This is a genomic window from Limnobaculum parvum, from assembly GCF_003096015.2.
GTDB lineage: Bacteria > Pseudomonadota > Gammaproteobacteria > Enterobacterales > Enterobacteriaceae > Limnobaculum > Limnobaculum parvum.
Genome location: NZ_CP029185.2, coordinates 3405911 through 3429161 on the forward strand (window position 1 = coordinate 3405911; position 23251 = coordinate 3429161).

23 protein-coding genes and 1 pseudogene are annotated in these 23251 nt (G+C 46.9%); 8 read left to right on the forward strand and 16 right to left on the reverse strand.

What is annotated here, in order from left to right:
* Positions 1-22: 22 nt before the first annotated feature.
* Positions 23-601, forward strand: coding sequence for a Fe-S biogenesis protein NfuA (gene nfuA / locus HYN51_RS14365; protein WP_108900645.1), 579 nt, complete (start codon positions 23-25; stop codon positions 599-601).
* Positions 602-660: 59 nt separating this feature from the next.
* Here the strand turns inward: nfuA and glpD are convergent, their stop codons facing one another.
* Complete coding sequence (glpD, locus tag HYN51_RS14370) at positions 661-2166, reverse strand: glycerol-3-phosphate dehydrogenase (protein WP_108900646.1); 1506 nt, start codon at positions 2164-2166, stop codon at positions 661-663.
* 228 nt (positions 2167-2394) lie between these two features.
* On the opposite strand from glpD, the gene HYN51_RS14375 reads away from it, so the two are divergent.
* Positions 2395-2952, forward strand: coding sequence for a glycine zipper 2TM domain-containing protein (locus HYN51_RS14375; protein ID WP_108900647.1), 558 nt, complete (start codon positions 2395-2397; stop codon positions 2950-2952).
* A gap of 58 nt (positions 2953-3010) precedes the next feature.
* Here the strand turns inward: HYN51_RS14375 and HYN51_RS14380 are convergent, their stop codons facing one another.
* The 8 genes from HYN51_RS14380 to eamA all read right to left on the reverse strand — a co-directional run bounded on the left by HYN51_RS14380 (position 3011) and on the right by eamA (position 10753).
* Complete coding sequence (locus HYN51_RS14380) at positions 3011-3772, reverse strand: DeoR/GlpR family transcriptional regulator (RefSeq protein WP_108900648.1); 762 nt, start codon at positions 3770-3772, stop codon at positions 3011-3013.
* Positions 3773-3820: 48 nt separating this feature from the next.
* The gene (gene glpG, locus HYN51_RS14385; RefSeq protein WP_108900649.1) at positions 3821-4660 is read right to left on the reverse strand and encodes a rhomboid family intramembrane serine protease GlpG; all 840 of its coding nucleotides are present in this window, start codon (positions 4658-4660) and stop codon (positions 3821-3823) included.
* Between the two features lie 268 nt (positions 4661-4928).
* Entirely contained in the window at positions 4929-5252 is a 324-nt protein-coding gene (gene glpE, locus HYN51_RS14390; protein ID WP_108900650.1) for a thiosulfate sulfurtransferase GlpE, read from the reverse strand.
* Positions 5253-5447: 195 nt separating this feature from the next.
* Entirely contained in the window at positions 5448-6305 is an 858-nt protein-coding gene (gene rpoH / locus HYN51_RS14395; protein WP_108900651.1) for an RNA polymerase sigma factor RpoH, read from the reverse strand.
* A 244-nt stretch (positions 6306-6549) separates the two neighbouring features.
* On the reverse strand, positions 6550-7527 hold the full coding sequence (ftsX, locus tag HYN51_RS14400; RefSeq protein ID WP_108900652.1) for a permease-like cell division protein FtsX: 978 nt from the start codon (positions 7525-7527) through the stop codon (positions 6550-6552).
* Entirely contained in the window at positions 7514-8188 is a 675-nt protein-coding gene (gene ftsE, locus HYN51_RS14405; RefSeq protein ID WP_108900653.1) for a cell division ATP-binding protein FtsE, read from the reverse strand. The genes ftsX and ftsE overlap by 14 nt, the downstream gene beginning before the upstream one ends.
* Before the next feature lie 4 nt (positions 8189-8192).
* Positions 8193-9665 (reverse strand): signal recognition particle-docking protein FtsY, encoded by a 1473-nt coding sequence (gene ftsY, locus HYN51_RS14410; protein WP_108900654.1) that lies wholly within the window; start codon positions 9663-9665, stop codon positions 8193-8195.
* 188 nt (positions 9666-9853) lie between these two features.
* Entirely contained in the window at positions 9854-10753 is a 900-nt protein-coding gene (eamA, locus tag HYN51_RS14415; protein ID WP_108900655.1) for an O-acetylserine/cysteine exporter, read from the reverse strand.
* Positions 10754-10947: 194 nt separating this feature from the next.
* On the opposite strand from eamA, the gene ydeE reads away from it, so the two are divergent.
* The 3 genes from ydeE (at position 10948) to HYN51_RS14430 (ending at position 13137) form a co-directional block, all read left to right on the forward strand.
* A complete protein-coding gene (gene ydeE, locus HYN51_RS14420) occupies positions 10948-12126 on the forward strand; it encodes an efflux MFS transporter YdeE (protein WP_108900656.1) in 1179 nt (392 codons plus the stop codon).
* A 125-nt stretch (positions 12127-12251) separates the two neighbouring features.
* Positions 12252-12866, forward strand: coding sequence for a 16S rRNA (guanine(966)-N(2))-methyltransferase (rsmD, locus tag HYN51_RS14425; protein ID WP_108900657.1), 615 nt, complete (start codon positions 12252-12254; stop codon positions 12864-12866).
* A complete protein-coding gene (locus tag HYN51_RS14430) occupies positions 12859-13137 on the forward strand; it encodes a DUF1145 family protein (protein ID WP_108900658.1) in 279 nt (92 codons plus the stop codon). The genes rsmD and HYN51_RS14430 overlap by 8 nt, the downstream gene beginning before the upstream one ends.
* A gap of 101 nt (positions 13138-13238) precedes the next feature.
* On the opposite strand, the gene HYN51_RS14435 is transcribed toward HYN51_RS14430, so the two are convergent.
* The gene (locus tag HYN51_RS14435; RefSeq protein WP_108900659.1) at positions 13239-13643 is read right to left on the reverse strand and encodes a DUF2251 domain-containing protein; all 405 of its coding nucleotides are present in this window, start codon (positions 13641-13643) and stop codon (positions 13239-13241) included.
* A gap of 53 nt (positions 13644-13696) precedes the next feature.
* Complete coding sequence (gene tusA, locus HYN51_RS14440) at positions 13697-13945, reverse strand: sulfurtransferase TusA (protein WP_108900660.1); 249 nt, start codon at positions 13943-13945, stop codon at positions 13697-13699.
* Between the two features lie 336 nt (positions 13946-14281).
* Here tusA and HYN51_RS14445 point away from each other — a divergent pair, with 336 nt between their 5' ends.
* Positions 14282-14947, forward strand: a complete 666-nt coding sequence (locus HYN51_RS14445; RefSeq protein ID WP_108900661.1) for a 7-cyano-7-deazaguanine/7-aminomethyl-7-deazaguanine transporter — start codon at positions 14282-14284, stop codon at positions 14945-14947.
* Positions 14948-15047: 100 nt separating this feature from the next.
* Positions 15048-15605: a DcrB-related protein gene (locus tag HYN51_RS14450; protein ID WP_108900662.1), complete on the forward strand. Its 558-nt coding sequence runs from the start codon at positions 15048-15050 to the stop codon at positions 15603-15605.
* 249 nt (positions 15606-15854) lie between these two features.
* Here the strand turns inward: HYN51_RS14450 and glpC are convergent, their stop codons facing one another.
* The 5 genes and pseudogenes from glpC to pldB all read right to left on the reverse strand — a co-directional run bounded on the left by glpC (position 15855) and on the right by pldB (position 22281).
* The gene (gene glpC, locus HYN51_RS14455) at positions 15855-17057 is read right to left on the reverse strand and encodes an anaerobic glycerol-3-phosphate dehydrogenase subunit GlpC (protein WP_108900663.1); all 1203 of its coding nucleotides are present in this window, start codon (positions 17055-17057) and stop codon (positions 15855-15857) included.
* Positions 17054-18324 (reverse strand): annotated as a pseudogene (gene glpB, locus HYN51_RS14460) (glycerol-3-phosphate dehydrogenase subunit GlpB). The gene glpC and the pseudogene glpB overlap by 4 nt, the downstream one beginning before the upstream one ends.
* Positions 18314-19957 (reverse strand): anaerobic glycerol-3-phosphate dehydrogenase subunit A, encoded by a 1644-nt coding sequence (gene glpA / locus HYN51_RS14465; RefSeq protein WP_407936323.1) that lies wholly within the window; start codon positions 19955-19957, stop codon positions 18314-18316. Before glpA ends, glpB begins: the two are co-directional and overlap by 11 nt.
* Positions 19958-20431: 474 nt before the next feature.
* Positions 20432-21232: a sugar/pyridoxal phosphate phosphatase YigL gene (gene yigL / locus HYN51_RS14470; RefSeq protein WP_108900664.1), complete on the reverse strand. Its 801-nt coding sequence runs from the start codon at positions 21230-21232 to the stop codon at positions 20432-20434.
* Between the two features lie 47 nt (positions 21233-21279).
* Positions 21280-22281, reverse strand: coding sequence for a lysophospholipase L2 (pldB, locus tag HYN51_RS14475; protein WP_108900665.1), 1002 nt, complete (start codon positions 22279-22281; stop codon positions 21280-21282).
* A 144-nt stretch (positions 22282-22425) separates the two neighbouring features.
* Between pldB and HYN51_RS14480 the strand changes: the two genes are divergently transcribed.
* On the forward strand, positions 22426-23226 hold the full coding sequence (locus HYN51_RS14480) for a HEAT repeat domain-containing protein (RefSeq protein WP_108900666.1): 801 nt from the start codon (positions 22426-22428) through the stop codon (positions 23224-23226).
* Positions 23227-23251 lie beyond the last annotated feature (25 nt).

Below are 23251 nucleotides of genomic sequence, written 5' to 3' on the forward strand. Positions count from 1 at the left end.
AAGGTCAACTACTGAGTATGTCATGATTACAATTACTGATTCGGCACAAACCCACTTTAAAAAATTACTGGCTAATCAGGAAGAAGGCACGCAGATCCGTGTTTTCGTGATTAACCCTGGTACGCCTACCGCTGAGTGTGGTGTCTCTTATTGCCCACCGGATGCGGTTGAAGCCAATGACACTGAGCTAAAATTTAATGAGTTCTCTGCCTATATTGATGAAATTAGCGCGCCCTACTTAGAAGATGCAATGATTGATTTTGTTACCGACCAACTGGGCGCACAGCTTACGCTGAAAGCACCAAACGCTAAAATGCGTAAAGTTGACGACGATGCACCTTTGATTGAGCGCGTTGAATATATGCTGCAATCACAAATCAACCCTCAGTTAGCAGGACACGGCGGCCGAGTTTCTCTGATGGAAATTACCGATGAAGGTTATGCCATTCTGCAATTCGGCGGCGGCTGTAACGGCTGTTCGATGGTGGATTACACGCTGAAAGAAGGCATTGAAAAAGAACTGCTCCAAAAATTCCCTGAGTTGAAAGGGGTTAAAGACCAGACCGAGCATGAGAGTGGTGAGCATTCTTATTATAAGTAATCGTTGAACAGGGGCCGTTGGCCCCTTTTTGATTCATTCAGAAAATACAGAAGATAAAACTATTCCACGTACGGTTGCTTTCTGACCGCAACATCCGCCAGCCATGCGGTGACTCGTTGTTTTTGGCTTTCGTCCAGCCACATGCCCATCTTGGTGCGACGCCAGATGGCATCATCTAAGTTATGTACCCATTCTTTAGCAACCAGATACTCTAGTTCTGCTTCATACAGACCGTGACCAAAGTCTTCGCCTAAATCTGTCAGGCTAGTTTTGTTTTCCAGAATCATCTGACTACGAGAGCCGTAAGTATGGGCATAGCGAATGGCTAAGCTAGCCGGTAACCAGCTATATTTACGGCGCAATGCTTCTGCATAACTATTACGATCGGTTCCCATTCCGCCACCTGGCAATATGCTGTTTTTGGTCCAGGCTGGGCCAATACCGGGGTAATAGTTAACCAGTTTTTCCATCGCATGCTCAGCCAGTTTACGGTAGGTGGTTAGCTTACCGCCAAAGACAGATAGCAATGGTGCTTTACCTGCATCGTCCGCCACTTCCAGCGTATAGTCACGGGTTACTGCCTGTGCTGAATCAGACTCATCATCACACAGTGGACGCACGCCAGAATAGGTCCAAACAATATCATCTTTAGCCAGTTGCTTTTTAAAATGATCGTTATATACCTTAAGCAGGTAATTCACTTCATTATCATCAATTTTTACATCAAGAGGATCGCCATGATATTCCACATCGGTGGTACCAATAATAGAGAACTCACCCAACCAAGGAATAACAAACACAATACGGTTATCCTCGTTTTGCAAAATATAGGCTTGCGACTCAGAATGCACCTTTCGCACCACGATATGGCTGCCCTTAATCAGGCGAATACCCCGTGGAGACTTAAGCTGTAGGCCATCATCATAAAATTGTTTTACCCATGGGCCAGTCGCATTAACCAAACCTTTCGCTCGCCAAGTCGATACTTCACCGCTGACTTCATCTCGAGCTTCAACCACCCAAAGATTCTCTTCACGCCATGCGCGAGTCACTTTGGTTTGGGTCCGGACTTCACCACCACGTTCAACCACTTCAAGGGCATTCAACACCACTAACCGCGCATCGTCTACCCAGCAATCAGAATATTCAAAACCGCGAGTCAGCTCAGGCTTTAACACCGAGCCAGAACCAAACTTTAAACCGTTACTGGCCGGTAAGCTGGTGCGCTTACCTAGATGATCATAAAGAAACAGCCCAGCGCGAATCATCCAAGCTGGACGCAAATGCGGCTGATGTGGCAAACGAAAACGCAGAGGAAAAGCAATGTGTGGTGCCAAGCGTAACAATACTTCGCGTTCAGCCAATGCTTCACTGACCAGACGAAATTCATAGTGTTCCAGATAGCGTAATCCGCCATGAATCAACTTGGAACTGGCTGATGAGGTAGCGCAGGCAAGATCTTTAGCTTCCAGTAGTAAAACGGAAAGCCCACGCCCGGCAGCATCCGCAGCAATACCCGCGCCATTGATCCCTCCGCCGATAACAATCAAATCTTTGGTTTCCATTTTATCTACCTCAGCATGCTCGAAAGAGCCTTTAATGTTCGAATTCGAGCATTACTGTAGATGAAAACAAACAAATTAGCCAGTAATTAACCAAATAAAAACATTAACGCGTGATAGCAATAACATTATATCCACAATAATATAAAGGTTAATTCAGGCTGTTCTTATGAACTGTTATATAATTAGCGTTACCATCAATAAGTGATATGCATCGTTTCTGGAGGGGCTATGAACAAATCTATGCTAGTGGGTATTGGCTTTGGAATTGCGATCGCATTAGGTATTACCGCCATTGCTTCTGATGGTATTAGCCTCTTTTCTACTCAGCCAAAGTATGCTGAGGTCGTTTCCGTCACGCCAGTTAAAGAAACCATCAAAACACCCCGTAAAGAGTGCCAAGATGTCACCGTAACCCATAAAAAACCGGTGAAAGACCAGCATCAAATTGCAGGTTCAATTCTGGGTGCCGTTGCCGGTGGAGTACTGGGCCATCAGTTTGGTGGAGGGCATGGTAAACAGTTAGCAACCATTGCTGGCGCAGCCGCCGGGGGCTATACCGGTCACGAAGTTCAGGGGCATTTACAGAACAGTGATACCTATGCCACTACAGAAAAACGCTGCAAAACCGTAGAAGAGACTTCAGAGAAAATTCTCGGTTACGACGTGGCTTACAAAGTCGGGGATAAACCGGGAAATGTTCGTATGGACCACCAACCCGGAAAACAGATCCCGCTGGATGATAAAGGCCAGCTCATAGTGACGGCACCTGTAGTTCACGCGAAATAAGGGGGTAACCTCAACGGGCCGTATAATCCAACAACCCTATTGGGCTATCAAAACTCACTTAGCACAGTTCCAACTTCACGTCATACTGTTTGATAATACTCATTACGCTGGCGGGTGGTTCTTCGTCGGTAAACAGATAGTCAATCAGCCCCATATTGCCTAAATTAACCATCGCATTACGACCAAATTTGGAATGATCGGTAACCAGCATCACACTGCGGGAATTTTCTATAATCGCCCGTTTGGTACGAACTTCATGATAGTCAAACTCCAGCAAGCTACCGTCCATATCAATACCGCTGATGCCCAAAATACCGTAATCCAGACGAAACTGAGAGATAAAATCCAACGTTGCTTCGCCAATAATACCGCCATCCCGGGAACGAACTTCTCCCCCGGCCAAAATCAAACGAAAATCAGGCTTGCTGGTCAACAGCGTTGCAACGTTCAGGTTATTAGTGACTACCCGTAAATTCTTATGGTTCAACAACGCATGAGCCACCGCTTCCGGTGTGGTACCTATGTCGATAAACAGCGTTGCACCGTCGGGAATATAACTGGCAACACGCTCAGCGATACGCGCTTTTTCCTCCAGCCGCATCACTTTACGATCGTGATAAGCCGCATTGACAGCCGAGCTTGAAGGCAGTGCGGCACCGCCATGATGGCGCTGGATTTTATTTTGATCCGCCAACTCATTCAAATCGCGACGAATAGTCTGTGGGCTTACACCAAAATGTTCTACCAGTTCTTCAGTACTAACATAACCATGCTTACGCACTAAATCGATAATAGACTCATGCCGTTGAATTTGTTTCACTTAGAGACCCTATACGCGTATATCCTTCGCGCCCTTTATGAGTGTTTATTAAGACCTTTTAGACGGTCGGGTATCCCACCATGCTAATGCCAGACCAACGACTAACCCACCCAAATGAGCGACATTGGCCACTGACATACCCAATATGCCAAACGCATCAAAATAGCCTGCAACTAACCACACAATCGCAAATACCATCAGAGAACGCTGTAAAGAGATGCCTCTTTCCGGTGCTCTCTCACCAGACAGCCAGCAATATCCCATCAGGGCATAAACCACTCCGGATAACCCACCAAATAGATGACCGCTAAATACGGCCTGTCCATAACCCGAGAGGATGGCAGACAGCAACGTGATTTCTAATAGCTTTCCTGTTCCCAATCGTTTTTCCAGTGGGCCACTTAGATACCACCACCACACCAGATTGAAAAGAATGTGTATCAGAGAAAAATGTAAAAACGCATGGGTTACCCAGCGCCATATCTGAATATATTGGCTACTGTCTGCCGGATAGGCAAGTATCTCCATTAATGCATCATCACCGAACAACTGCATCAACAGATAGACAATCACGCAGGCTGCAATCACGATAAACGTTAAAGGCCCCGCCTGATTTCTCAGCGTTGCCAATGTATCCGTTCGACGATAAGTAATATTGGCATCAGATCGCCCTGATTGCCAACTAGCAGCCAGATAGCGGGGATCGTTTGGATTATGCAGAAATTTACCCAGTTCCTGATGCGCCAATTGCTCAGATGCGTCATCAGCCAGCCATAGCTCTACTTGCTGCTGTTGATAGCGAATATCGATAGTCACATTTAGCGTAGCCATATAGTCAACAAAAGCTTGTGCCATACGGGGATTAGAAAGAACGATTAGCCGAACCATCCAGACTCACTTTACTATTAGTCAGATAATATAAAATTTAGCGTATCTATACCGATTGCCCTAATACATGCCGCCAAAGGTAATACACTAACGCTTGCGTAGACATAATCTACCACAACATCAGGGGATATATTAACAGGGCGAACCCCAAGCTAATAAATGAATAATGTAGAGAAACCCGTCAACAAGCGAAGAGTATATAACGCGGGGGAATAAAAAGATTTATCAGCAGGCTACCTTAAAAACAGTAGCCTAGTCGTTCACACAATCAGGAGGTGACCACCTGCTGTGGATAGTGGCGAGCCCAAGACTCGAAACCGCCTTCAATACTGTAAACCTGTTCAAAGCCCTGATGAACCAGATACTGTGCCGCACCACGGCTGCTAATGCCGTGATAACACATAACAAAAATCGGGTGGTTGAATTCAGTCTCTTGCATAAAGCGATTTAGGCTAGCGTCCGTTAAATGAATTGCTTCGGGAGCATGGCCTGAGTGAAAACTCTGTACATCACGAATATCGACCAGCGTTGCTTCACCCTGTTGCAAACGTAAAAAGGCATCACTCACACTGATAGTACTAAACTGTTCCATAATTTCGCTATATCATAGTAAAACACTCAACTATTATAACGAAATTTTCTGATTGTCGTCACCCTTTGGCTAACAAAATTTATGATTTTTATATCCCCAGCCCGACTCAACGGAGCCAACTAAAAGTCAGGCAAAATCGATGCCAATAAAAAGGTGGCTTTACGCCACCCTTTTTCAATTTCCAGTTGCCCCGAATCAGGCTTCAATTGCGACGCGAAGTTTTTTCATCGCATTCTTTTCAAGCTGACGCACACGCTCGGCAGAAACACCGTAACGATCTGCCAGTTCCTGCAAAGTTGCCTTGGTCTCATCATTATTGAGCCAACGGGCACGGATAATATGCTGACTGCGTTCATCCAGACCATTCATAGCCTGAGTCAATTTATCCGCGGCATCATTGTCCCAGTTTTCGTCTTCAATGCTTTCAGCAAAATCTGACGTTTTATCTTCCAAGAACATGGCTGGCGCAACGACGCTATTTTCATTTTCATCATCAGGAGAGATATCAAAAGCCATGTCCTGAGCCGCCATACGGGATTCCATCTCAAGCACATCTTTACTTGAAACCCCTAGCTCGCGGGCAACCAACTCCACTTCATCCTGATTAAACCAACCTAAACGCTGCTTAGACTTACGCAGGTTAAAGAACAGCTTACGCTGTGCCTTAGTGGTTGCGATTTTCACAATACGCCAGTTACGCAGAACGTATTCGTGAATTTCAGCCTTAATCCAGTGAACCGCAAAAGACACCAAGCGGACACCCACTTCCGGATTAAAACGGCGAACCGCTTTCATCAGACCAATGTTACCTTCCTGAATTAAATCAGCCTGAGGTAAACCATAGCCTGAATAGTTACGAGCAACGTGAACAACGAAACGTAAATGAGACAGAATCAGCTTTTTAGCCGCTGCCAGATCGCCGTCGTAATGCAGCCGTTCAGCCAGTTCACGCTCTTCATCCGCTGTTAACATCGGATAGGTATTGGCAGCCCTGATATAGGCCTCCAAGCTACCTTGAGGAACCAGAGCCAAAGTTTGCATTTCTTTAGTCATTCAAACCCTCTCATAGAGAAACTAATATACTGGTACGTTTGAACTGCATCTTTACAGATCTATCCGATTGATGCGTAAAGGTCAACCAATTGCATATTCGATAATTAGACTAATATCTCAGTCATAAGTTCACAATCTAGAGGATAAATCTTTTAACTCCATGATTGATAATACCAAAACAAGCACTGTGCCTTCAACATGTTCAATTTATGAACCAAACGTCTCCTAGTATACCAAAAATTCACTACCTCGGTGTAAATTGGCGTAAATGTCTGATCGTTGCTAACCAGGCCGCAACCCAGCCAATCATGGCGGCAATCACCAGTAATAACAGGCTTTCATCCCAGCCTAATCCGTTGATCGAGAATAGTGTTCCAAAAACTTTTGCCGTTTCTGCTACTGAAGCATCCAACGACCAAACCAGTGCCTGAGACATAATCAGCGAAAGTACTGCACCAAATAGTCCCAGCAACATACCGCCATTCAAAAATGGTCGCAAAATAAACCCGTCGGTTGCACCAATCAGTTTCATAATGCTGATGGTCTCCCGACGGCTGAAAATATTGAGCCGTACGCTATTACCAATCACCAAAAACACCGCAACAATCATCAATATGGCGATGGTACCGGAGATATTCCCCACCAGATGCGTCAAGGCTGACAAGCGCGAGAACCAGCTATCATCGGTTTTCACCTCAGTGACACCCTGAATCTGCCCTATATTGTCTCGTAGCTTAACCAATGCATCAGAGCCAAGAAAATCGGCTTTCGGAGAAACAATCACCAGCGCAGGTAGCGGGTTATCGCTCAACATATCCAGTGCAGAACCAAACCCAGACCACTCACGGAACTCACTCAGCGCGCTATCCCGTGACACGTAGTTAATACTATTGACGCCATCCAGCCCTTTAATCTGAGTACTGATGTCATCAGCCGCTTTATCATTAAGTTTCTTGTCCAGATACACCGTAATTTGTGGCGTTGGATACCATTGGGATGCCGCAGAATTCACGTTTTTCCACACCAAGTAACACAGGCTGGGTAGCGTTAACGAAATGGCAATCACCATCACCGTCATAAACGTAGCTAACGGCTGGCGCAGCATATCAACCAAAGTATTATTCCAGGCATAGCGCCACTGTTCACGCCATCCCCCTGTACTACGAGTGGGTATTTTAGCCGCTGGCTTGGCTTTTTTAACCGGTGCCTTATTCCCCCGCATAACTTTCTCCTCCACTCAGTCGCCCATGACTCAGCGTCAATATCCGGTAGGAGCGGCTAGAAATCAGCCCGGTATCGTGGGTCGCCATCAGTACGGTTACGCCAGCGCGATTAAACTCTTCAAACAGACGTAATATGCCAGCCGATAACTCATCGTCCAGATTTCCCGTTGGTTCATCGGCCAATAGCACTGCGGGTTTATTCACCACCGCACGAGCAATACCAACACGCTGCTGTTCACCGCCAGACAGTTGTATCGGGAAACACTTTGCCTTATCTAACAAACCGACTTTATCCAGCGCAGCAGAGGCGCGACGGCGAATCTCTTCCGGACTGGTTCCGCAGATAATCAACGGAAGCGCGACGTTGTCGTACACCGTGCGATCCGCCAGCAGGTTATGATCCTGAAAGATCATGCCAATCTGACGTCGTAAAAAGGGAACTTCCGCAGACTTTAATCGGCTGACATCATGACCAGAAAACCAGATATGCCCTGTACTTGGACGTTCAATACCACAAATCAGTTTGAGCAGCGTACTCTTCCCTGCACCGGAATGACCGGTTAAAAAAGCCATTTCGGCCTGCTGCAGATGGAAGTTCACTCCCTGTAACGCCTGCTGTCCACCTAAATAGGCTTTACTGACTTGCTCAAAACGAATCATCGTTTTAATCCTCTCGGGCAAAAAGCGCCTCTATAAAATCATTGGCTTGGAAAGGCCGTAAATCTTCAATACCCTCTCCTACGCCGATATAGCGAATAGGAATACCAAATTGATCAGCCACCGAGAAAATCACCCCCCCTTTCGCCGTTCCGTCGAGTTTGGTCAAGGTGATACCGGTTAAACCAATAGCTTCATTAAATAATTTTGTCTGGCTGATGGCATTTTGGCCGGTGCTGGCATCAATGGTCAGCATAATTTCATGAGGCGCATTTTCATCCAGCTTTTTCATCACCCGCACAATCTTTTTCAATTCTTCCATCAGGTGAGATTTATTTTGCAAACGCCCAGCAGTATCGGCGATCAGCACATCAATACCCCGAGACTGCGCTGCCTGAATAGCGTCAAAAATCACTGATGCGGAATCAGCACCGGTATGCTGGGCCACAACCGGGATCTTATTGCGCGTGCCCCATACCTGCAACTGCTCAACGGCGGCGGCACGGAAAGTATCACCTGCGGCTAACATCACTGATTTTCCCTGATCTTGGAACTGACGGGCCAGCTTACCGATGGTGGTGGTTTTTCCAACGCCATTAACACCGACCATCAGAATCACAAATGGCTTATGAGCGGTAACGTCCAGCGGTTGCTCAACGTTTTTCAGAATGTCAGCCATTTCCTCTTTCAGTTTACCGTACAGGGCTTCGGCATCTTTCAGATCGCGACGGCTGGCGTGCTCAGTCAGGGAGTTAATAATTTTACTGGTGGTGGTAACACCCACATCGGCAATCAGCAACTGCTCTTCTAACTCTTCAAACAGTTCATCATCAATGCGTTTACCGCGAAACAGACTGATAAAACCGGAACCGAGATTTTGCTTGGTCTTTAACAAGCTGCGTTTCAGACGCGCGAAAAATCCCTCTTTGGTCGGCCTTTCCTGCTCTTGCTGAAGCTGTTCTTCTTCCAACTGCTCAAGAATTTGTTCTGGATCTTCGCCATCGATGCGATCGGATTCAGCCAGTAGCGCCTGTTCAATTTCGTCATCCAACTCGGCGTGAGAAAGCTGAGGTTCATCGACAATGTCGGTATCCTCAAACTCCGCTACGGCATTGGCAGTCAGTGCCTGCGCGACTTCATCATCCGTTGCGGTCAATTGTTTTTCACTGGCAGGCTCACCGACGATCTGAAACTCATCGGCCTGTGGTTCCACCCACGGTGTCAGCGCATCATCATAAACCGGTGGTGTGGCATCAGACTCTGCGGTTTGTGACAGATCCAGATCCGGCGTCACTTCTGAAGAGGGATCCTGCTTCAGTTCATCACTGTAGTTGGTTTCATCAGATGGGTTAGCGGCATCCACTTCTTGTGGATTACTCTGTTCCATATCGTTTTGTAATTCATCATCTTGCTTAGATTCTTCATCCTGTCGGTTGAAGCCTAACCAGGAAAATAAACCGCGTTTTTTATCTTTTGCCATGTTGTAAAAACAACCTCCACCCTAGTATTACGCACGCTGTCATTAAATTAAGTTTAACACTCATCAGGTAACGATAGATATCAATTCACTATCCGATTTCCCCGCTGTTGCAAGAGCGACGCATTTTAACATTCCATCAGACAAAATCATTCAATCCTCGTGCCGGACTACTCGGAAATTGTCAGACGTTACCCTTTAATCAACTTTCTCCGCCAAATGCGTAAACCAAATACATTGATATACAAACCCGCCATGATCAAAAATGCGCCCAGTAGCTGTAATGACGTTAGCTTTTCGCCCAATAGCAGCGCGGAACTTGTCATGCCAACCACCGGCACCAGAAGGGAGAGCGGCGCAACCCGCCAGGTTTCGTAACGCCCAAGCAAAGATCCCCAAATGCCATAACCAATAATGGTCGCCACAAACGCCAAATACACCAGCGATAAAAGCGTGATGGTATCAATCTCAATCAGACTCTGTAGCATCAAACCAGGCCCTTCGAAAAGGGCGGATGCCAGCAGAAATGGAATAACCGGAATCAGCGCACTCCACACCACCAGCGACATAACGGCAGGGCGCGCTTCATGTTGCATAATCAATTTGTTAAAAATATTTCCGCTAGCCCAGCTAAAGGCAGCCCCCAGCGTTAGCATAAAACCCAGCATGGTCACATCCTGACCATTGAGGCTCGCTTCCACCAACACCAATACACCTATCACCGCCAGTGCAATACCCGCAAACTGTTTAGCCTGCAGACGTTCATTAAACACAGAAGCGGCAATGATGAGGGTAAAAAATGCCTGAGATTGCAGCACTAATGAGGCCAATCCGGCAGGCATTCCAAACTTGATAGCGCTAAATAACAAGGCAAATTGACCAAAACTGATAGTCAGCCCATAACCCAGCAGTAGCCGGAACGGTATCTTTGGACGCGCTACAAATAGCAGTGCGGGAAAGGCCACCAGCATAAAACGTAATCCTGCCAGCAACAGCGGCGGCATATTGTGGAGACCCATTTTAATCACCACAAAGTTAAAACCCCACACCACCACCACTAATAACGCCAGCAGTCCATCTTTGCGTGTCATACCCTTCCTCACGAACTCGTCTATTTTTATAAAAGAAACCACGTTAACCAAAAAATCCCTTACGGGAAAGGTCATTTATTAACATAGAAGTGAAAAGTACACTATGATACGTAACTCGCAATACAACTTTGTAATAGCGTGATATCTCTGACTAATTAATAAAACATACCCTAAGTTATATGCTTGGCAGGAAAATGCTCTCAACCATCACGCGCTCAACCGTTGCATTATTAGCATCATCGCTGCTTTTAACCATCGGCCGTGGCGCAACATTACCGTTTATGACCATCTATCTGACACGGCGTTTTGCCATGTCCGTTGATGAGATCGGGCTGGCAATGACCATTGCGCTAACAGTCGGCGTGGTGTTTAGTCTCGGGTTCGGTATCTTGGCCGATAAGTTTGATAAAAAGAACTATATGCTGCTGTCCATTCTGGCATTTATCGGCGGGTTTGTCGCAATTCCTCTGGTTGCTCAAGTAGAACTGGTCATCTTCTATTTCGCGCTGATTAACTGCGCCTACTCGGTTTTTTCTACTGTGTTGAAGGCTTATTTTTCTGATGTACTTGGGCCCAGTGAGAAAGCAAAAATCTTTTCTCTCAACTACACCTTTTTGAATATCGGCTGGACCGTTGGCCCGCCATTAGGCACGCTGCTGGTTATGTACAGTATCAATATGCCGTTCTGGCTGGCGGCTTGCTGTGCTGCATTTCCACTGGTATTCATACAGCGTTATGTCGAGCGAGTTCGTATCGATATGCGCTCAGAGAACAGCGTTGCTTGGTCTCCTTCAGTATTATTACGCGACAGGGCACTGCTTTGGTTTACCCTCTCCGGGATACTGGCGGCGTTCGTCAGTAGATCGTTCGCCTCCTGCATTTCTCAATATATTTTGGTGGTCGCTGACAGCGACTTTGCCGAGAAGGTGGTCGCCGTGGTACTACCGGTAAACGCCGTGGTGGTAGTCACCCTGCAATATGCAATAGGCCGTCGACTCTCCGAATCTAACATCCGCCCCTTAATGACCATCGGTACCTTTTGCTTTGTTCTTGGCCTGCTGGGCTTTATGTACTCAGGCAACAATCTGCTCTTTTGGGGGCTTGCGGCGGCGGTTTTTACCTTTGGTGAACTCATTTACGCGCCGGGGGAATATATGTTAGTCGACAATATAGCCCCACCGGGAATGAAAGCCAGCTATTTTTCTGCTCAGGCGTTGGCTTGGCTGGGGGCTGCGGCCAATCCACTGGCAACCGGTGTGATCCTGACTACGTTACCGCACTGGTCACTGTTCATCATTCTGATCGTCGGAATTGTGCTGGCTTGGCTATCGATGCTGCGAGGTATGCAGGTAACACCTTGGAACCGTGCATAACAAACCCACGGATAGACATCAGCCGTGTAGAACATGACGGTCAATAATGTGCATTTCTAAATATCACAGGCTATCGCTATAATAGCCGTAGAATAATCAGTCACCGTCAGTCAATAGCAGAGCGTATGAGTAAGAAACCACAGCCGCAGAAAACCGGACAAATACGAATCATCGGAGGCCAATGGCGAGGCAGAAAGCTTCCTGTGCCTGATAGTCCTGGGTTACGCCCTACGACCGATCGGGTGCGTGAAACGCTGTTTAACTGGCTGGCTCCAGTATTGGATGAAGCTCGATGCCTTGACTGTTTTGCCGGCAGCGGCGCATTAGGGTTTGAGGCACTCTCCCGTTATGCGGGAAAAACGGTGCTGCTGGAGTCGGAAAGATCGATTGCCCAACAGTTACAACAAAACCTGCAACGGCTGAATTCCGATAAAGGTCAGGTGATCCATACCAATGCCCTTCAGTGGCTGGCTCAGGCCGGTACGCCGTTTGACGTGGTGTTTCTCGACCCGCCCTTCCGCCGTAACTTACTGACTGAAACCTTCACGCTACTGGAACAACAGGGCTGGCTGGCTAACGAAGCTTGGATTTATGTAGAAGCTGAAACAGAACATGCCGTTAGCGATGCTCCGGCTAACTGGCATCTGCATCGTGAAAAAACGGCCGGACAGGTAGCTTATCGGCTGTATGTTCGACGAGCTCCCTTTCTCCATGAACCGCAGGAAATGAATAATGATTAAACAACTATTTATCAATCTGGGCCGCCTGCTAATGCTTGGGGTCTGGGGAATCCTGCTGTTAAACCTGTTTCAGCCGTTCCCCAGCCCGCTGAAATACTTTATGCACGTGGCGATGGTATTTATGTTCTTTATGCACGGGTTACAGTTGATGATGCTCAAATCTACGCTGCCTAAAGACGGCCCTAAGCTCACGGCCTCGCAAGAATTTACTATTTTCGTCTTTGGTGTATTTGAATTGCTGGCATGGCAGCAGAAGAACGACAAGAAGTAGTTTCTGATGTCCCCAGCGTCCACCATTTCAATGTGAGAGGCCGGGGAAAGCCATCACATGATTATTTCCGTTACTCATTCCGCGGGCAATCTCTGGGCGCGTTATCGGAAAAAGTCATCAACACAATCGTTCCATTCATGGCCTAAAACTGACCATTCACCACTAGCCGCTGGCGGAAAACCACTCCGGCAGTACCCCTGTTTACCATCGAAATCAAATACCGCATGCGGATAGCCATTTATCAGCAAAACACATTTTCGGCTATCTTCTGACCATCCGATTTTAACCTCAGAAGGAATATGACCATCAGATACATCTGACGCATTATAAATATGCACCGCATCTTTAATTGGATTACCTTCCAAAGACTCATCAAGTGCATAAAAATAGCCAGTCCCACCGTCATCTTCGAACACCGTCACGAATGTCCCGTCAGGCGATCGACTTTCAATCACCTGAGCCTCTCCGATGATTAGTTGAGCCTGCATCGTCACTAAAACTGTCATATATTATCTCGTAAAAAATTAGCCATATGCGTTTACCAAAAACAGTAAAAGAACTATTCGCTAACCTTACGGATCAAATAGCGATACGGCAGTTCATCCGTAGAAGATTCCAGCAGTTCATGGTCCATAAACCGACAAAAACCGGGAATATCACGCGTCGTCGCAGGATCATCAGCCACAATCAGCAGCGTTTGACCGGCATCCATATGACGAACGGCTTTACGCACCATCATCACAGGCTCAGGACAACGCAATCCTAACGCATCAAGGGTTTTATCAGGATTATCAAATAAATCAGTCATTAAGTTCTCAAGTCACTTTATCAATACCACCAATAACGTGGCTAGTTTAATACGATAAGCCCCCAGTGCAAATCCACTGAGTAAAAATCTGTTACCTTCCTGCAAAGGTATAAGCCATGAGATAAGCAACAAAACTGACGAAAGCCAATCGAAAGAAGAGATTTACAGGCTGGCAGATGAGTTTTATCCACATCACCATTGCATTCCCCTCTCAACTGAGTATCATCTCCACCTCGCAATAAACCGCGTATAATTTATTCACTATTTCATTTAATGCATAGGTTGGGTTCCCTTACCCCAACAGAGTGTTGATACTCATTTAAAAAGGCTACTATCATGTTTAATTTTTCTCCGCAGCAGCGGCTAAAAGCGCTGTTCTGGCTATCGTTCTTCCATATTTTGATTATTGCCTCCAGCAATTATCTGGTTCAATTACCGATTAATATTTTCGGTTTTCATACCACTTGGGGCGCATTTACTTTCCCGTTCATCTTTCTGACCACCGACCTCACCGTCAGGGTATTCGGCGCGCCATTGGCACGCAAAATTATTCTGGTGGTCATGATACCGGCACTGGCCATCTCTTATCTGTTATCTACCCTATTTTATGATGGTACATGGCAGGGCTATCACGCGATTTACAGCTTTAATCTGGTGGTTGCCAGAATTGCCATCGCCAGCTTTATGGCCTACGTACTGGGGCAGATTCTGGATATCTATGTATTTAACCGCCTGCGCCAGCTAAAAACGTGGTGGATCGCTCCCAGTATCTCTGCCGTTTTCGGCAACCTGAGTGATACCATCGCCTTCTTCTCTATCGCATTTTATAAGAGCAGTAACACCTTTATGGCCGAGAACTGGGTGGAAATTGCGCTGGTGGATTACGCCTTTAAACTGATTATCTGTGCGCTGTTCTTCTTGCCAATGTACGGCCTTCTTTTGAATGTGCTGCTAAAGCGATTGGTTCAAGTAAATACCCCACCGCAACTCCAACACGGCTAAGTGCAGGATAAAATTTGGCGGAAAAGCGGTAGAAATGATATTTTTAGGTCCTGTTAACTAAATCTGGAAAGCATTTGCTTATCAATGTTAAGGAAGTACCATGCAAAAGTTAGTCAAAATTGTAGGAGTCTGTTTGTTTGCCGCCAGCCTTATGGCTTGTGATGGTAGTAAAGATCAACCGGCAGCAACCGGAAGTGGTACTTCAGCAGAACAAATCGACGAGGCCAGCGTATTAGGTGGTAAGGTCAGCTTCACCGTTCCAGATGGCCTGCAAGATCAGAGCGGTAAGAATACTTCCCAAATGACCAATATGGCGGTATATGCCGATAATGCCGCCCAGAAAATGCTGATTATTATCAGCAGTTCAATGCCGGATGACGTCTTGGAAAATTTGATGACTCGCATGGAAGCACAGCAGAAAATGCGTGATGCCGATCTGGCCATCGTCAAAAAAGAAGAAGTTACTGTTGATGGTCAAAAGCTTCAGCGTCTTGATACCGTTATTCGTATCGACGGCAAGAAAAACTACTCATCCACCCTACTGGGTCAGATTGATAAGCAACTGTTGACCATGCAGCTCACCTATCCGATCGAGCAGCAAGCAGATGCTGAGAAAGCGATGAACCAGTTCATCAGTTCACTGAAAATCAAACCATAATATTGCCCATTTCAGCGCAATAAAAAAGGGGCAGCCCATCGGCAGCCCCTGATAACAACGCCATCTCTACAATGTCCCGTCATCGAATAACGCAATTATATTGAAACTACTGACAACGAATAAATCAGCCCCTGCGAATATTCCAACCGTAAAAACAGTGTGCTTGCTCCAATCAGCTACGGAACGCGCTGTGCCATTTTAAGGTACCGAACTATCAAACTTTGTCATCAATCTGATTATATTCGTCATTTATTCTGCTAATGCCTGAGCCAGTAGGGTTATCGGATGCTCGCACTTCTTACTGGTGGACATCTCGATTTGCCACTTACAGGTTTCACAATCGGACACTACAAAATCAACGCCGCTTTCCTCAATTTGGCGAAACAGCGATGCGCCAATCCCTTGCGATGTTTCATAGTTCTCTTTCTTAAAACCATAAGTCCCGGCGATACCACAGCACTGAGATTCCAACACAATTAATTCAACCCCAGGAATTCGCGCCAACAGCGACAGGGTATATGCCGTCCATCCCATTTTCTCCATATGACACGGCGTATGATAGGCAATACGCATCGGAGTATGTTTCAACTTAAGCGCTCGCCCTTCAGACAACAGGCGATAGAGATAACGTGTCGCTAATTCAACCTGTTCACGCACCGGAGAGGTATCAACCCCTAATAAATGCGGATATTCATCCCGCAGCGTAAAAGTACAGGTGGAGGAGGTGGCTACCACGGGAATCCCCTTACCGATCACCGCATCAACTAACGACTCAGCATTCACCTTAGCCTGCTTTTTAGCCTGATTGATAAATCCATTGGCAATCAGCGGAACACCACAGCACTTCTCTCTTTTCAACAATTGCACACCAATGCTCATGGCGTTAAACACCCGTACCAGATCTTTCCCCAACTGCGGATGGTTATAATTAACGAAACAGCCGTGGAAAAAGGCAATCTGCTCATCAAACTTCTGCTGCTCTGCCGCCTGTTTGCGGTACCAGTGACGAAAAGTACCAAAAGAGTACTTCGGTAACTGGCGACGATGGTCAATTTTTAGTGCACTATCCAACAGTTGCTTAACCGGTTTCAAACCCACGGTCGCATTGACGATGGGAGCAAAAGGGGTGGAAAGGGTACCCATCAAATCCGTATTACTGAGAATGGCATCACGCAGCTTGAACTTAGGCCTGCTGTAATTAATCCGCGCTCGCTGGATAATATCGCCAATCTTCACATCTGACGGACAGGCAACCTCACAGCGTTTACAGTTGGTACAGTATTTCAAGGCTTCATCAAACAACGAAGGATCTTTTAAGCGTAAGCGCTCACCGTCTGGCCCGGCCTGCTTCGGCCCCGGATAGTCAGGATTCACTTTTGCCACCGGGCAATAGGTAGTACAAGCGGTACATTTAATACAGTTCTCAAAACTGTTATCCGTTGTCAGGCTCATGCTGCCACCTCCGACAGGGCAAGGATCTGTTCTGCGGCATATTGTGCCGTCACTAGAGAAACGCCTGCTCCACAGCCTTGCGATATCGGATCATACCCCCCAATACCGCACCGATAATATAGAGATTATTTAGAGTCTGACCCGCTACCGTGCCGCGCAGTTGGCTATCGGTTTTGACACCAAAGCGCAAATAGGGCTGAGGGGAAAATAGACTTTCCTGCGTCCAATCGGCGCGCTGTGCGGCATCATAAACATCCAAGCCAAATACCGGCTCATAAATACGATCAAACTCGGCAATTAAACCGTTACTAAAAAAACTTCCGCTGGCTAATACCACCTGCTGGGCAACCACCGGAATATCCGTATGATTACGGGTATAAATACGCGTCACTCGTTGCCCTTCTGTTTCGGCACGCAGCACCGCATCACCCGGCATAAACTGACCACCCAACCGTTGAAAACGGCGGCGTAACGCCAGATGCATACGCATACCCAGTAATGAAGGCGGCAGCGTGGGTACCAGCATAATTGGTTTGCCTACTCTCTGGCGTAGCAGGGTGATCGCATCCTGATTCTCCAAGCCAATACAAGCCGGCAGAATCAGCGCTTCCGCATCATTCGACAAACGAATCAGCTCTTCCGCCAGTAATTCCGTGTTTTCCGGCAAATCGAGCACTCTCGCAATATTAATCGCGCGGAACTCGCTGGGGTTGTTACGTAAGCGATCCAATGCCGGAACGTGCAGGTAATCCGTTGTAACCTCAATACCTTTATCACTCAAAGAACCTGCGGCCAGCTGAGGTTGGAAATCCAGAAAACCCTCAATACCCACAATGGCGATCTTTTTCCACGGCAATGGCTGTTCTAGTGGGGCAACCGGTACTTCTGTAGGACTTAGCCAAGTCGCGCGCAGCGTACCTAACGGAGTAACGCGCAGGTGGTTCTGTTCGATATCGCCGTGAAACTGCAAGCCGCAATCCGTCAGTAAACGCCGGGCTTTCGCAACCATTTTGCTGACAGATTCCGCGCCTAACAGAGAATAGGGATGTTCCGGCGCTCTTACCGCCAGTTCGGCCAACTCAGCCAATGGATGGCTAATCATTGAACCATCCGCCCGATAGCTAAGAAAATCCAGAGAACCGGAGGAAAAATGCATCGCACTCTGCCCAGCACTGATAATCGCACAGCGCTTGCCCTGCTCTGCCAATCGGATACCGCAAGTTAATCCCGCTAGGCCGCCACCAATAATTGCCACATCAAATTTCATCATTCTTCTCCACCCCGGACGGAGCATCCAAACCACACAGCCCCATGTAAACCCAGTTGGTAAATTCGCTTTCGCGCAACGCATCTCCCCATGCAATCGGCCTGACACCTTTCCACCGTTCGTTCAGGAACGTCGATAATTGCGTCAACGACTGCTGAGGAGAAGAGACATTAAAACGGCTCAACAGTCCGGCAGCCCGACAGGCGCATAGCTCCCCTTGGCAGGTTCCCATTCCCACGCGAGTACGACGACGTAGGTCAATCAGATTGTTTACCGTGAGCGAGTCCACCGCATAGCGCACCTCTCCCGCCGTCACCGCTTCACATTCACACACCAAACTATTATCTAAGCGACCGTTAGCGATAAGTTGAGTCGCCCGATCGCCGTGGCGATAAACGGCAGAGCCGCGAATGGTTGAGGGTAAAGAGATCACTTTACGTAGCGTTTCTTCAGCAGAATGACGGGAACCCGGCAGCGCCTCTTCGGCAGTGGTACATTTGGCGCTGAGCCCTAACTTTTCACAGACTTTATCTGTCGCCCATTCCGCCATCAGACGATAGGTCATCAGCTTACCGCCGGTAATGGTAATAAAGCCTTCCATACCATCGCGTACTGCGTGATCCAGTAGCACAATACCGCGGCTCACGTTACGGCCAGAAGGATCGTCATCACGGGCAATCAATGGACGAACACCGGCATACGCACGCAGAATACGCGTTTTCGCCATTCTAGGTGAAAGTTTGGTCCCTTCACGAATCAGAATGTTTACCTCTTCAGGAGTGACAATCATGTTATCTATCCGATCGTAAGGAATACGCGTTGAGGTAGTGCCAATTAATGAAATGGTATCTCCCGGCACCAGAATATCCGCATCAGCAGGCTTGCGGCAGCGGTTGATCACCATATTGTTAATACGGTGTCCCATAATTAATAAGGCACCTTTCGCCGGGAACATCCGCACACGCAAATCAGCATATTCCGCAATATGTTGCCCCCAGATTCCCCCCGCATTCACCACAATCGACGCATAAAGCTCTTTGGTCTCTTTTTTGTAATGATCGAAAACTTTCACGCCGGTCACACGGTCGTTATGGCGGATCAGGCCAATCACTTCATGGTAAGTCAAAACCTGTGCACCGTGCTCCCTCGCATCCAGCATGTTGGCGGCTGTTAAGCGAAAAGGATCAACGGTGCCATCCGGTACACGTACAGCCCCCAACATCATTGGGTTAGCGGAAGGTTCTAGCCTTAAGGCTTCTTTTGGATCCAGCGCCTGAGCATTGATGCCTGCCTGTTGGCAGGCATCAATAAAAGTCGACTGAAACCCAATATCATCTTCTGGCAAGGTTAAAAACAGGCCATCAGTGGGTTCCACACAGTGACGAGCGATGCGCTTCAGGATCATGTTTTCTTCGATACATTCACGGGCAGATTCTGCATCAGTTACCGCATATCGAGCTCCGCTATGCAATAAGCCATGATTACGTCCTGTCGCACCGGTGGCAATATCATGGCGCTCCAGCAAAATAGTTCGCAATCCACGACGAGAACAGTCACGGGCGATACCCGCACCGGTTGCGCCACCACCAATAATGATGACATCCATCTCTGCTGGGGAAAAACCGCTCATCATCAATGACTCCTGATCCTGTATTGCTTATATAAGGAATATCTCATCCTGCTATTTACGCACAGTTTTAAATCAAAATGTTTGATAAGGAGCAAATTCGAACGAAAATAAAATAAAAACGCTCATAAAGGAATATTAATGTGAGAGATATCACAACAACCCTATAAATTAAGCGCAGTAAGTGTTAAAGAAGTGATGGATTTCGCGTAAAACAAGAAAAAAACGATATCAATCGTGTTTTATCACATGCTATTTGTTAGTAAAGGAATAACACCATGAGCGATAAAGAAAATAACATGAAAATATTAACCATGATCAGCGAAAACAAACACAAAGCAGCAATGCGGGCTAAACAAGCGACAGAATAATCATGAGTTAAATACTGTCGTCGGAGCAAATCGTCGACGGTGCAAAATAGAAAACAATTCGACCAGCACAAGTGCTGGTCGAAATTTAATACGTTATGTCACTCAGCAATTATAAATACAGCTTACGCAAATAGTGCATCACCGCATCATCCACATTGCTGCCAATCACTTCCAAGTGGGGTAGCGCCTGCTTTAAGCGCGGAGACGCATTTTTCATAATGCAGCCTTTGCCCGCCATCGACAGCATCTCTTTATCATTCATGCCATCGCCAAAGGTAATACAGTCTTTCAGCTCATAACCGAGAATACCGGAAACGTCCTGCAACGCATGTCCCTTAGACACCCCCGCCCCCATGACTTCCAAACAGCTATCAAGAGAGAAACTGACATTAACCTGGCCGTGCCAGCGATGGTTAATCGTCTCTTCCAAACGCAGCAACCGTTCATGGTCAGTACAGGTATAAAAAACCTTACATATACCGTCGGTTGCCAGCGAATTGGGTTCAAACAGCTTGTAACTAAAATCAGACTCTTTATGGTATTTTTTCAGCTCTTCACCACTTTCGCGATTGGTTAGCCAATCATCGTTACGATAAACGTGGGTTTCAATATCCGCACAGTCATTCACCATGCCGAAAAGCTCGTAGGCAATCTGTTCATCCAGATTATGGCTGAAAAGCAGCTCACCCTGCCCATTGTGCACCCGGGCACCGTTAGAGGTGATCATATAGGATTCGATCCCCAGCCCATCACGAATTTGCCCAACGTCTACATGGTGACGACCGGTAGCAAAAATGAAATTAACACCGTGTTGAGAAATTAACTTCAGCGTCTCTTTCGCGAAGGGGGACAGCGTATGGTCTGATTGCAGTAAAGTACCATCAAGATCCGATGCAACGATTTGATACATATTGAATGACTAACCTCTGACTAAAATTATGTTTATTGGTTTGACGATCAATACCGGTCGAAAAAACCTAATATGTCCATCAATGCCTCAGTCCGCAGCTCGTCACGTTCAAACAGAATCTCATGACGAGCGCCCTCAATCACCCTGGGTGAACCACCTTCACAAGGGTGACCCGCGTCAGCCAAAGCCTGACAAAAGGCAACATGTGCATCATTATCCACTAAACGCTCCTGACTTGCCTGCAAAATAATCAGTGGCGTGGTAATTTCTGGAGCCAGTTCGATGGCGCGCTCACCGGCCATCATCGACTCTCGCACCCAGCGATAAGTTGGGCCGCCAATCCGTAGCTCTGGGCGGTCAGCATAGTGGCGAGAAAACAGACGATAGCGATCTTTACTATGGGTCAATAAGTTCACCGCGTAGGGCATGGGCAACCAGCGTCCAGTACCCATCGCATAATACTCCCGGGCACTTTGCCAGCGCTCGGTAAAATCAGTAATCCTTTTCGCCAGCCAAGACGGCATAGGCAAAGCAATCCCTAACATTGGCGAACAAAGTGCCGCTGCCTTGACGGAATTCGGGTGCCGAGCCAAAAACAACGCGGCAATCGCCCCACCCATAGAGTGCGCCAGCATGAAGGCATCTTTACGGTTTTCAGCTTCAAAAATGGTACGCCAAAAGAATTCAAAGTCATCCACATAGTCATCAAATTTTTCAACGTGGCCGCGCTGCTCATCTTCCAGCAGGCGCCCAGAAAAACCCTGACCGCGATGATCTAACATCCAAACGTCGTAACCACAGTGAAACAGGTCATAAGCCAATTCCTGATATTTGATATACCCCTCAGTACGGCCAGTCACTACCACAATAGCGCGCTGATTCTCCTCGGCGGTAAATTTCACATACTTAATGGGCACACCATCAGCACCGTTAAAGCTGCACTCTTCTCGCTGTTGCCAGAAGCTTAATAATGGCCCAGCAACAAACGAAGAAAAGCGATTTTCACGGTTTAGCCACTCATTTTTGAAGGATGAAAATTCGACTGTCATGGGCTTCACATATCCGATGTTGATGTCTGTTTATCTCCCATGCCGCAGAAATTATCAATAGAATATTATAAAATAGCGCACGATAGGAAAAAGGGGATTGGCCAAGCAAATTCTTCATATCACCCTGATTAAAAAGGAACAAACATGAACTCTCGAACCAATGATGACATTTTAGCTGCGTTAGAAAAAGAGCGGTTGGAAAAAGAAGCGCTGACTGAAGATGAAATGACAGCGCGATATAACACATTGTTGGCTGGCAACAGTTCGAAAATAGACATGCTTAACTATGCGACCGACCTTGGTAGAAGTAAGTTATTAGATTATCATTTTTCGCTGCTCTGCCAACAATGGGATAATTTACCAATAGAATACAGAGCGTTATACAATTCATTTTATCGACATGATCTTGATGGCATCGACTTTCTATTTGAGAAAATAGCGGATAGCTCGCTGGAAAAATATCACTGTCGAATAACCCACCTAATAGCCTCTTGCCTAACAAAATTTACTCACCGAGATTTCTATCCGGATCGCTGCAAAAAGCTCAACCCTTACTTAATACAATTTATTGATATTAAAGACAATGAACAGAGACGCGATATTATTATTGCCTTGGGGTGGGTCGGCACCGCCTCTGACATCGAATTACTTTGCCATCATATGAAAAATGATGGGGATAGTCTTTGCAGAGCATGGTCTGCCTCGTCATTAATGCAGTTGTCATTTCATGGCGTTACGATAACAAACATTGTCAGCCGGTCGCGCGTGGATTTTATTTCCGCTATCGACACAGAAACCGATCTGTTTGCCCTCGGCTGTATGATTGAATCAGCCCAAATACTGTGGAAGAAAAAATGGGTAAGTGCAACCAACGTTGAGAAGCGTGACGCGGAGAAAATACTCAAAGCGCAAGCGTCTGCCATTCGTTTTTTAAGTAAGCCGTAATTGGCGTCTAATCTATATGCGTCTC

Bases quoted from the DNA above. Each gene is read 5' to 3' on its own strand.
- HYN51_RS14375 (WP_108900647.1), top strand. From the start codon at position 2,395: ATGAACAAATCTATGCTAGTGGGTATTGGCTTTGGAATTGCGATCGCA.
- eamA (WP_108900655.1), bottom strand. From the start codon at position 10,753: ATGACACGCAAAGATGGACTGCTGGCGTTATTAGTGGTGGTGGTGTGG.
- nfuA (WP_108900645.1), top strand. From the start codon at position 23: ATGATTACAATTACTGATTCGGCACAAACCCACTTTAAAAAATTACTG.
- glpG (WP_108900649.1), bottom strand. From the start codon at position 4,660: ATGGTTCGGCTAATCGTTCTTTCTAATCCCCGTATGGCACAAGCTTTT.
- HYN51_RS14480 (WP_108900666.1), top strand. From the start codon at position 22,426: ATGAACTCTCGAACCAATGATGACATTTTAGCTGCGTTAGAAAAAGAG.
- HYN51_RS14435 (WP_108900659.1), bottom strand. From the start codon at position 13,643: ATGACAGTTTTAGTGACGATGCAGGCTCAACTAATCATCGGAGAGGCT.
- glpD (WP_108900646.1), bottom strand. From the start codon at position 2,166: ATGGAAACCAAAGATTTGATTGTTATCGGCGGAGGGATCAATGGCGCG.
- ftsX (WP_108900652.1), bottom strand. From the start codon at position 7,527: ATGCGGGGGAATAAGGCACCGGTTAAAAAAGCCAAGCCAGCGGCTAAA.
- glpE (WP_108900650.1), bottom strand. From the start codon at position 5,252: ATGGAACAGTTTAGTACTATCAGTGTGAGTGATGCCTTTTTACGTTTG.
- tusA (WP_108900660.1), bottom strand. From the start codon at position 13,945: ATGACTGATTTATTTGATAATCCTGATAAAACCCTTGATGCGTTAGGA.
- ydeE (WP_108900656.1), top strand. From the start codon at position 10,948: ATGCTCTCAACCATCACGCGCTCAACCGTTGCATTATTAGCATCATCG.
- ftsE (WP_108900653.1), bottom strand. From the start codon at position 8,188: ATGATTCGTTTTGAGCAAGTCAGTAAAGCCTATTTAGGTGGACAGCAG.
- HYN51_RS14445 (WP_108900661.1), top strand. From the start codon at position 14,282: ATGTTTAATTTTTCTCCGCAGCAGCGGCTAAAAGCGCTGTTCTGGCTA.
- ftsY (WP_108900654.1), bottom strand. From the start codon at position 9,665: ATGGCAAAAGATAAAAAACGCGGTTTATTTTCCTGGTTAGGCTTCAAC.
- HYN51_RS14430 (WP_108900658.1), top strand. From the start codon at position 12,859: ATGATTAAACAACTATTTATCAATCTGGGCCGCCTGCTAATGCTTGGG.
- rpoH (WP_108900651.1), bottom strand. From the start codon at position 6,305: ATGACTAAAGAAATGCAAACTTTGGCTCTGGTTCCTCAAGGTAGCTTG.
- rsmD (WP_108900657.1), top strand. From the start codon at position 12,252: ATGAGTAAGAAACCACAGCCGCAGAAAACCGGACAAATACGAATCATC.
- glpC (WP_108900663.1), bottom strand. From the start codon at position 17,057: ATGAGCCTGACAACGGATAACAGTTTTGAGAACTGTATTAAATGTACC.
- HYN51_RS14450 (WP_108900662.1), top strand. From the start codon at position 15,048: ATGCAAAAGTTAGTCAAAATTGTAGGAGTCTGTTTGTTTGCCGCCAGC.
- yigL (WP_108900664.1), bottom strand. From the start codon at position 21,232: ATGTATCAAATCGTTGCATCGGATCTTGATGGTACTTTACTGCAATCA.
- glpA (WP_407936323.1), bottom strand. From the start codon at position 19,957: ATGATGAGCGGTTTTTCCCCAGCAGAGATGGATGTCATCATTATTGGT.
- pldB (WP_108900665.1), bottom strand. From the start codon at position 22,281: ATGACAGTCGAATTTTCATCCTTCAAAAATGAGTGGCTAAACCGTGAA.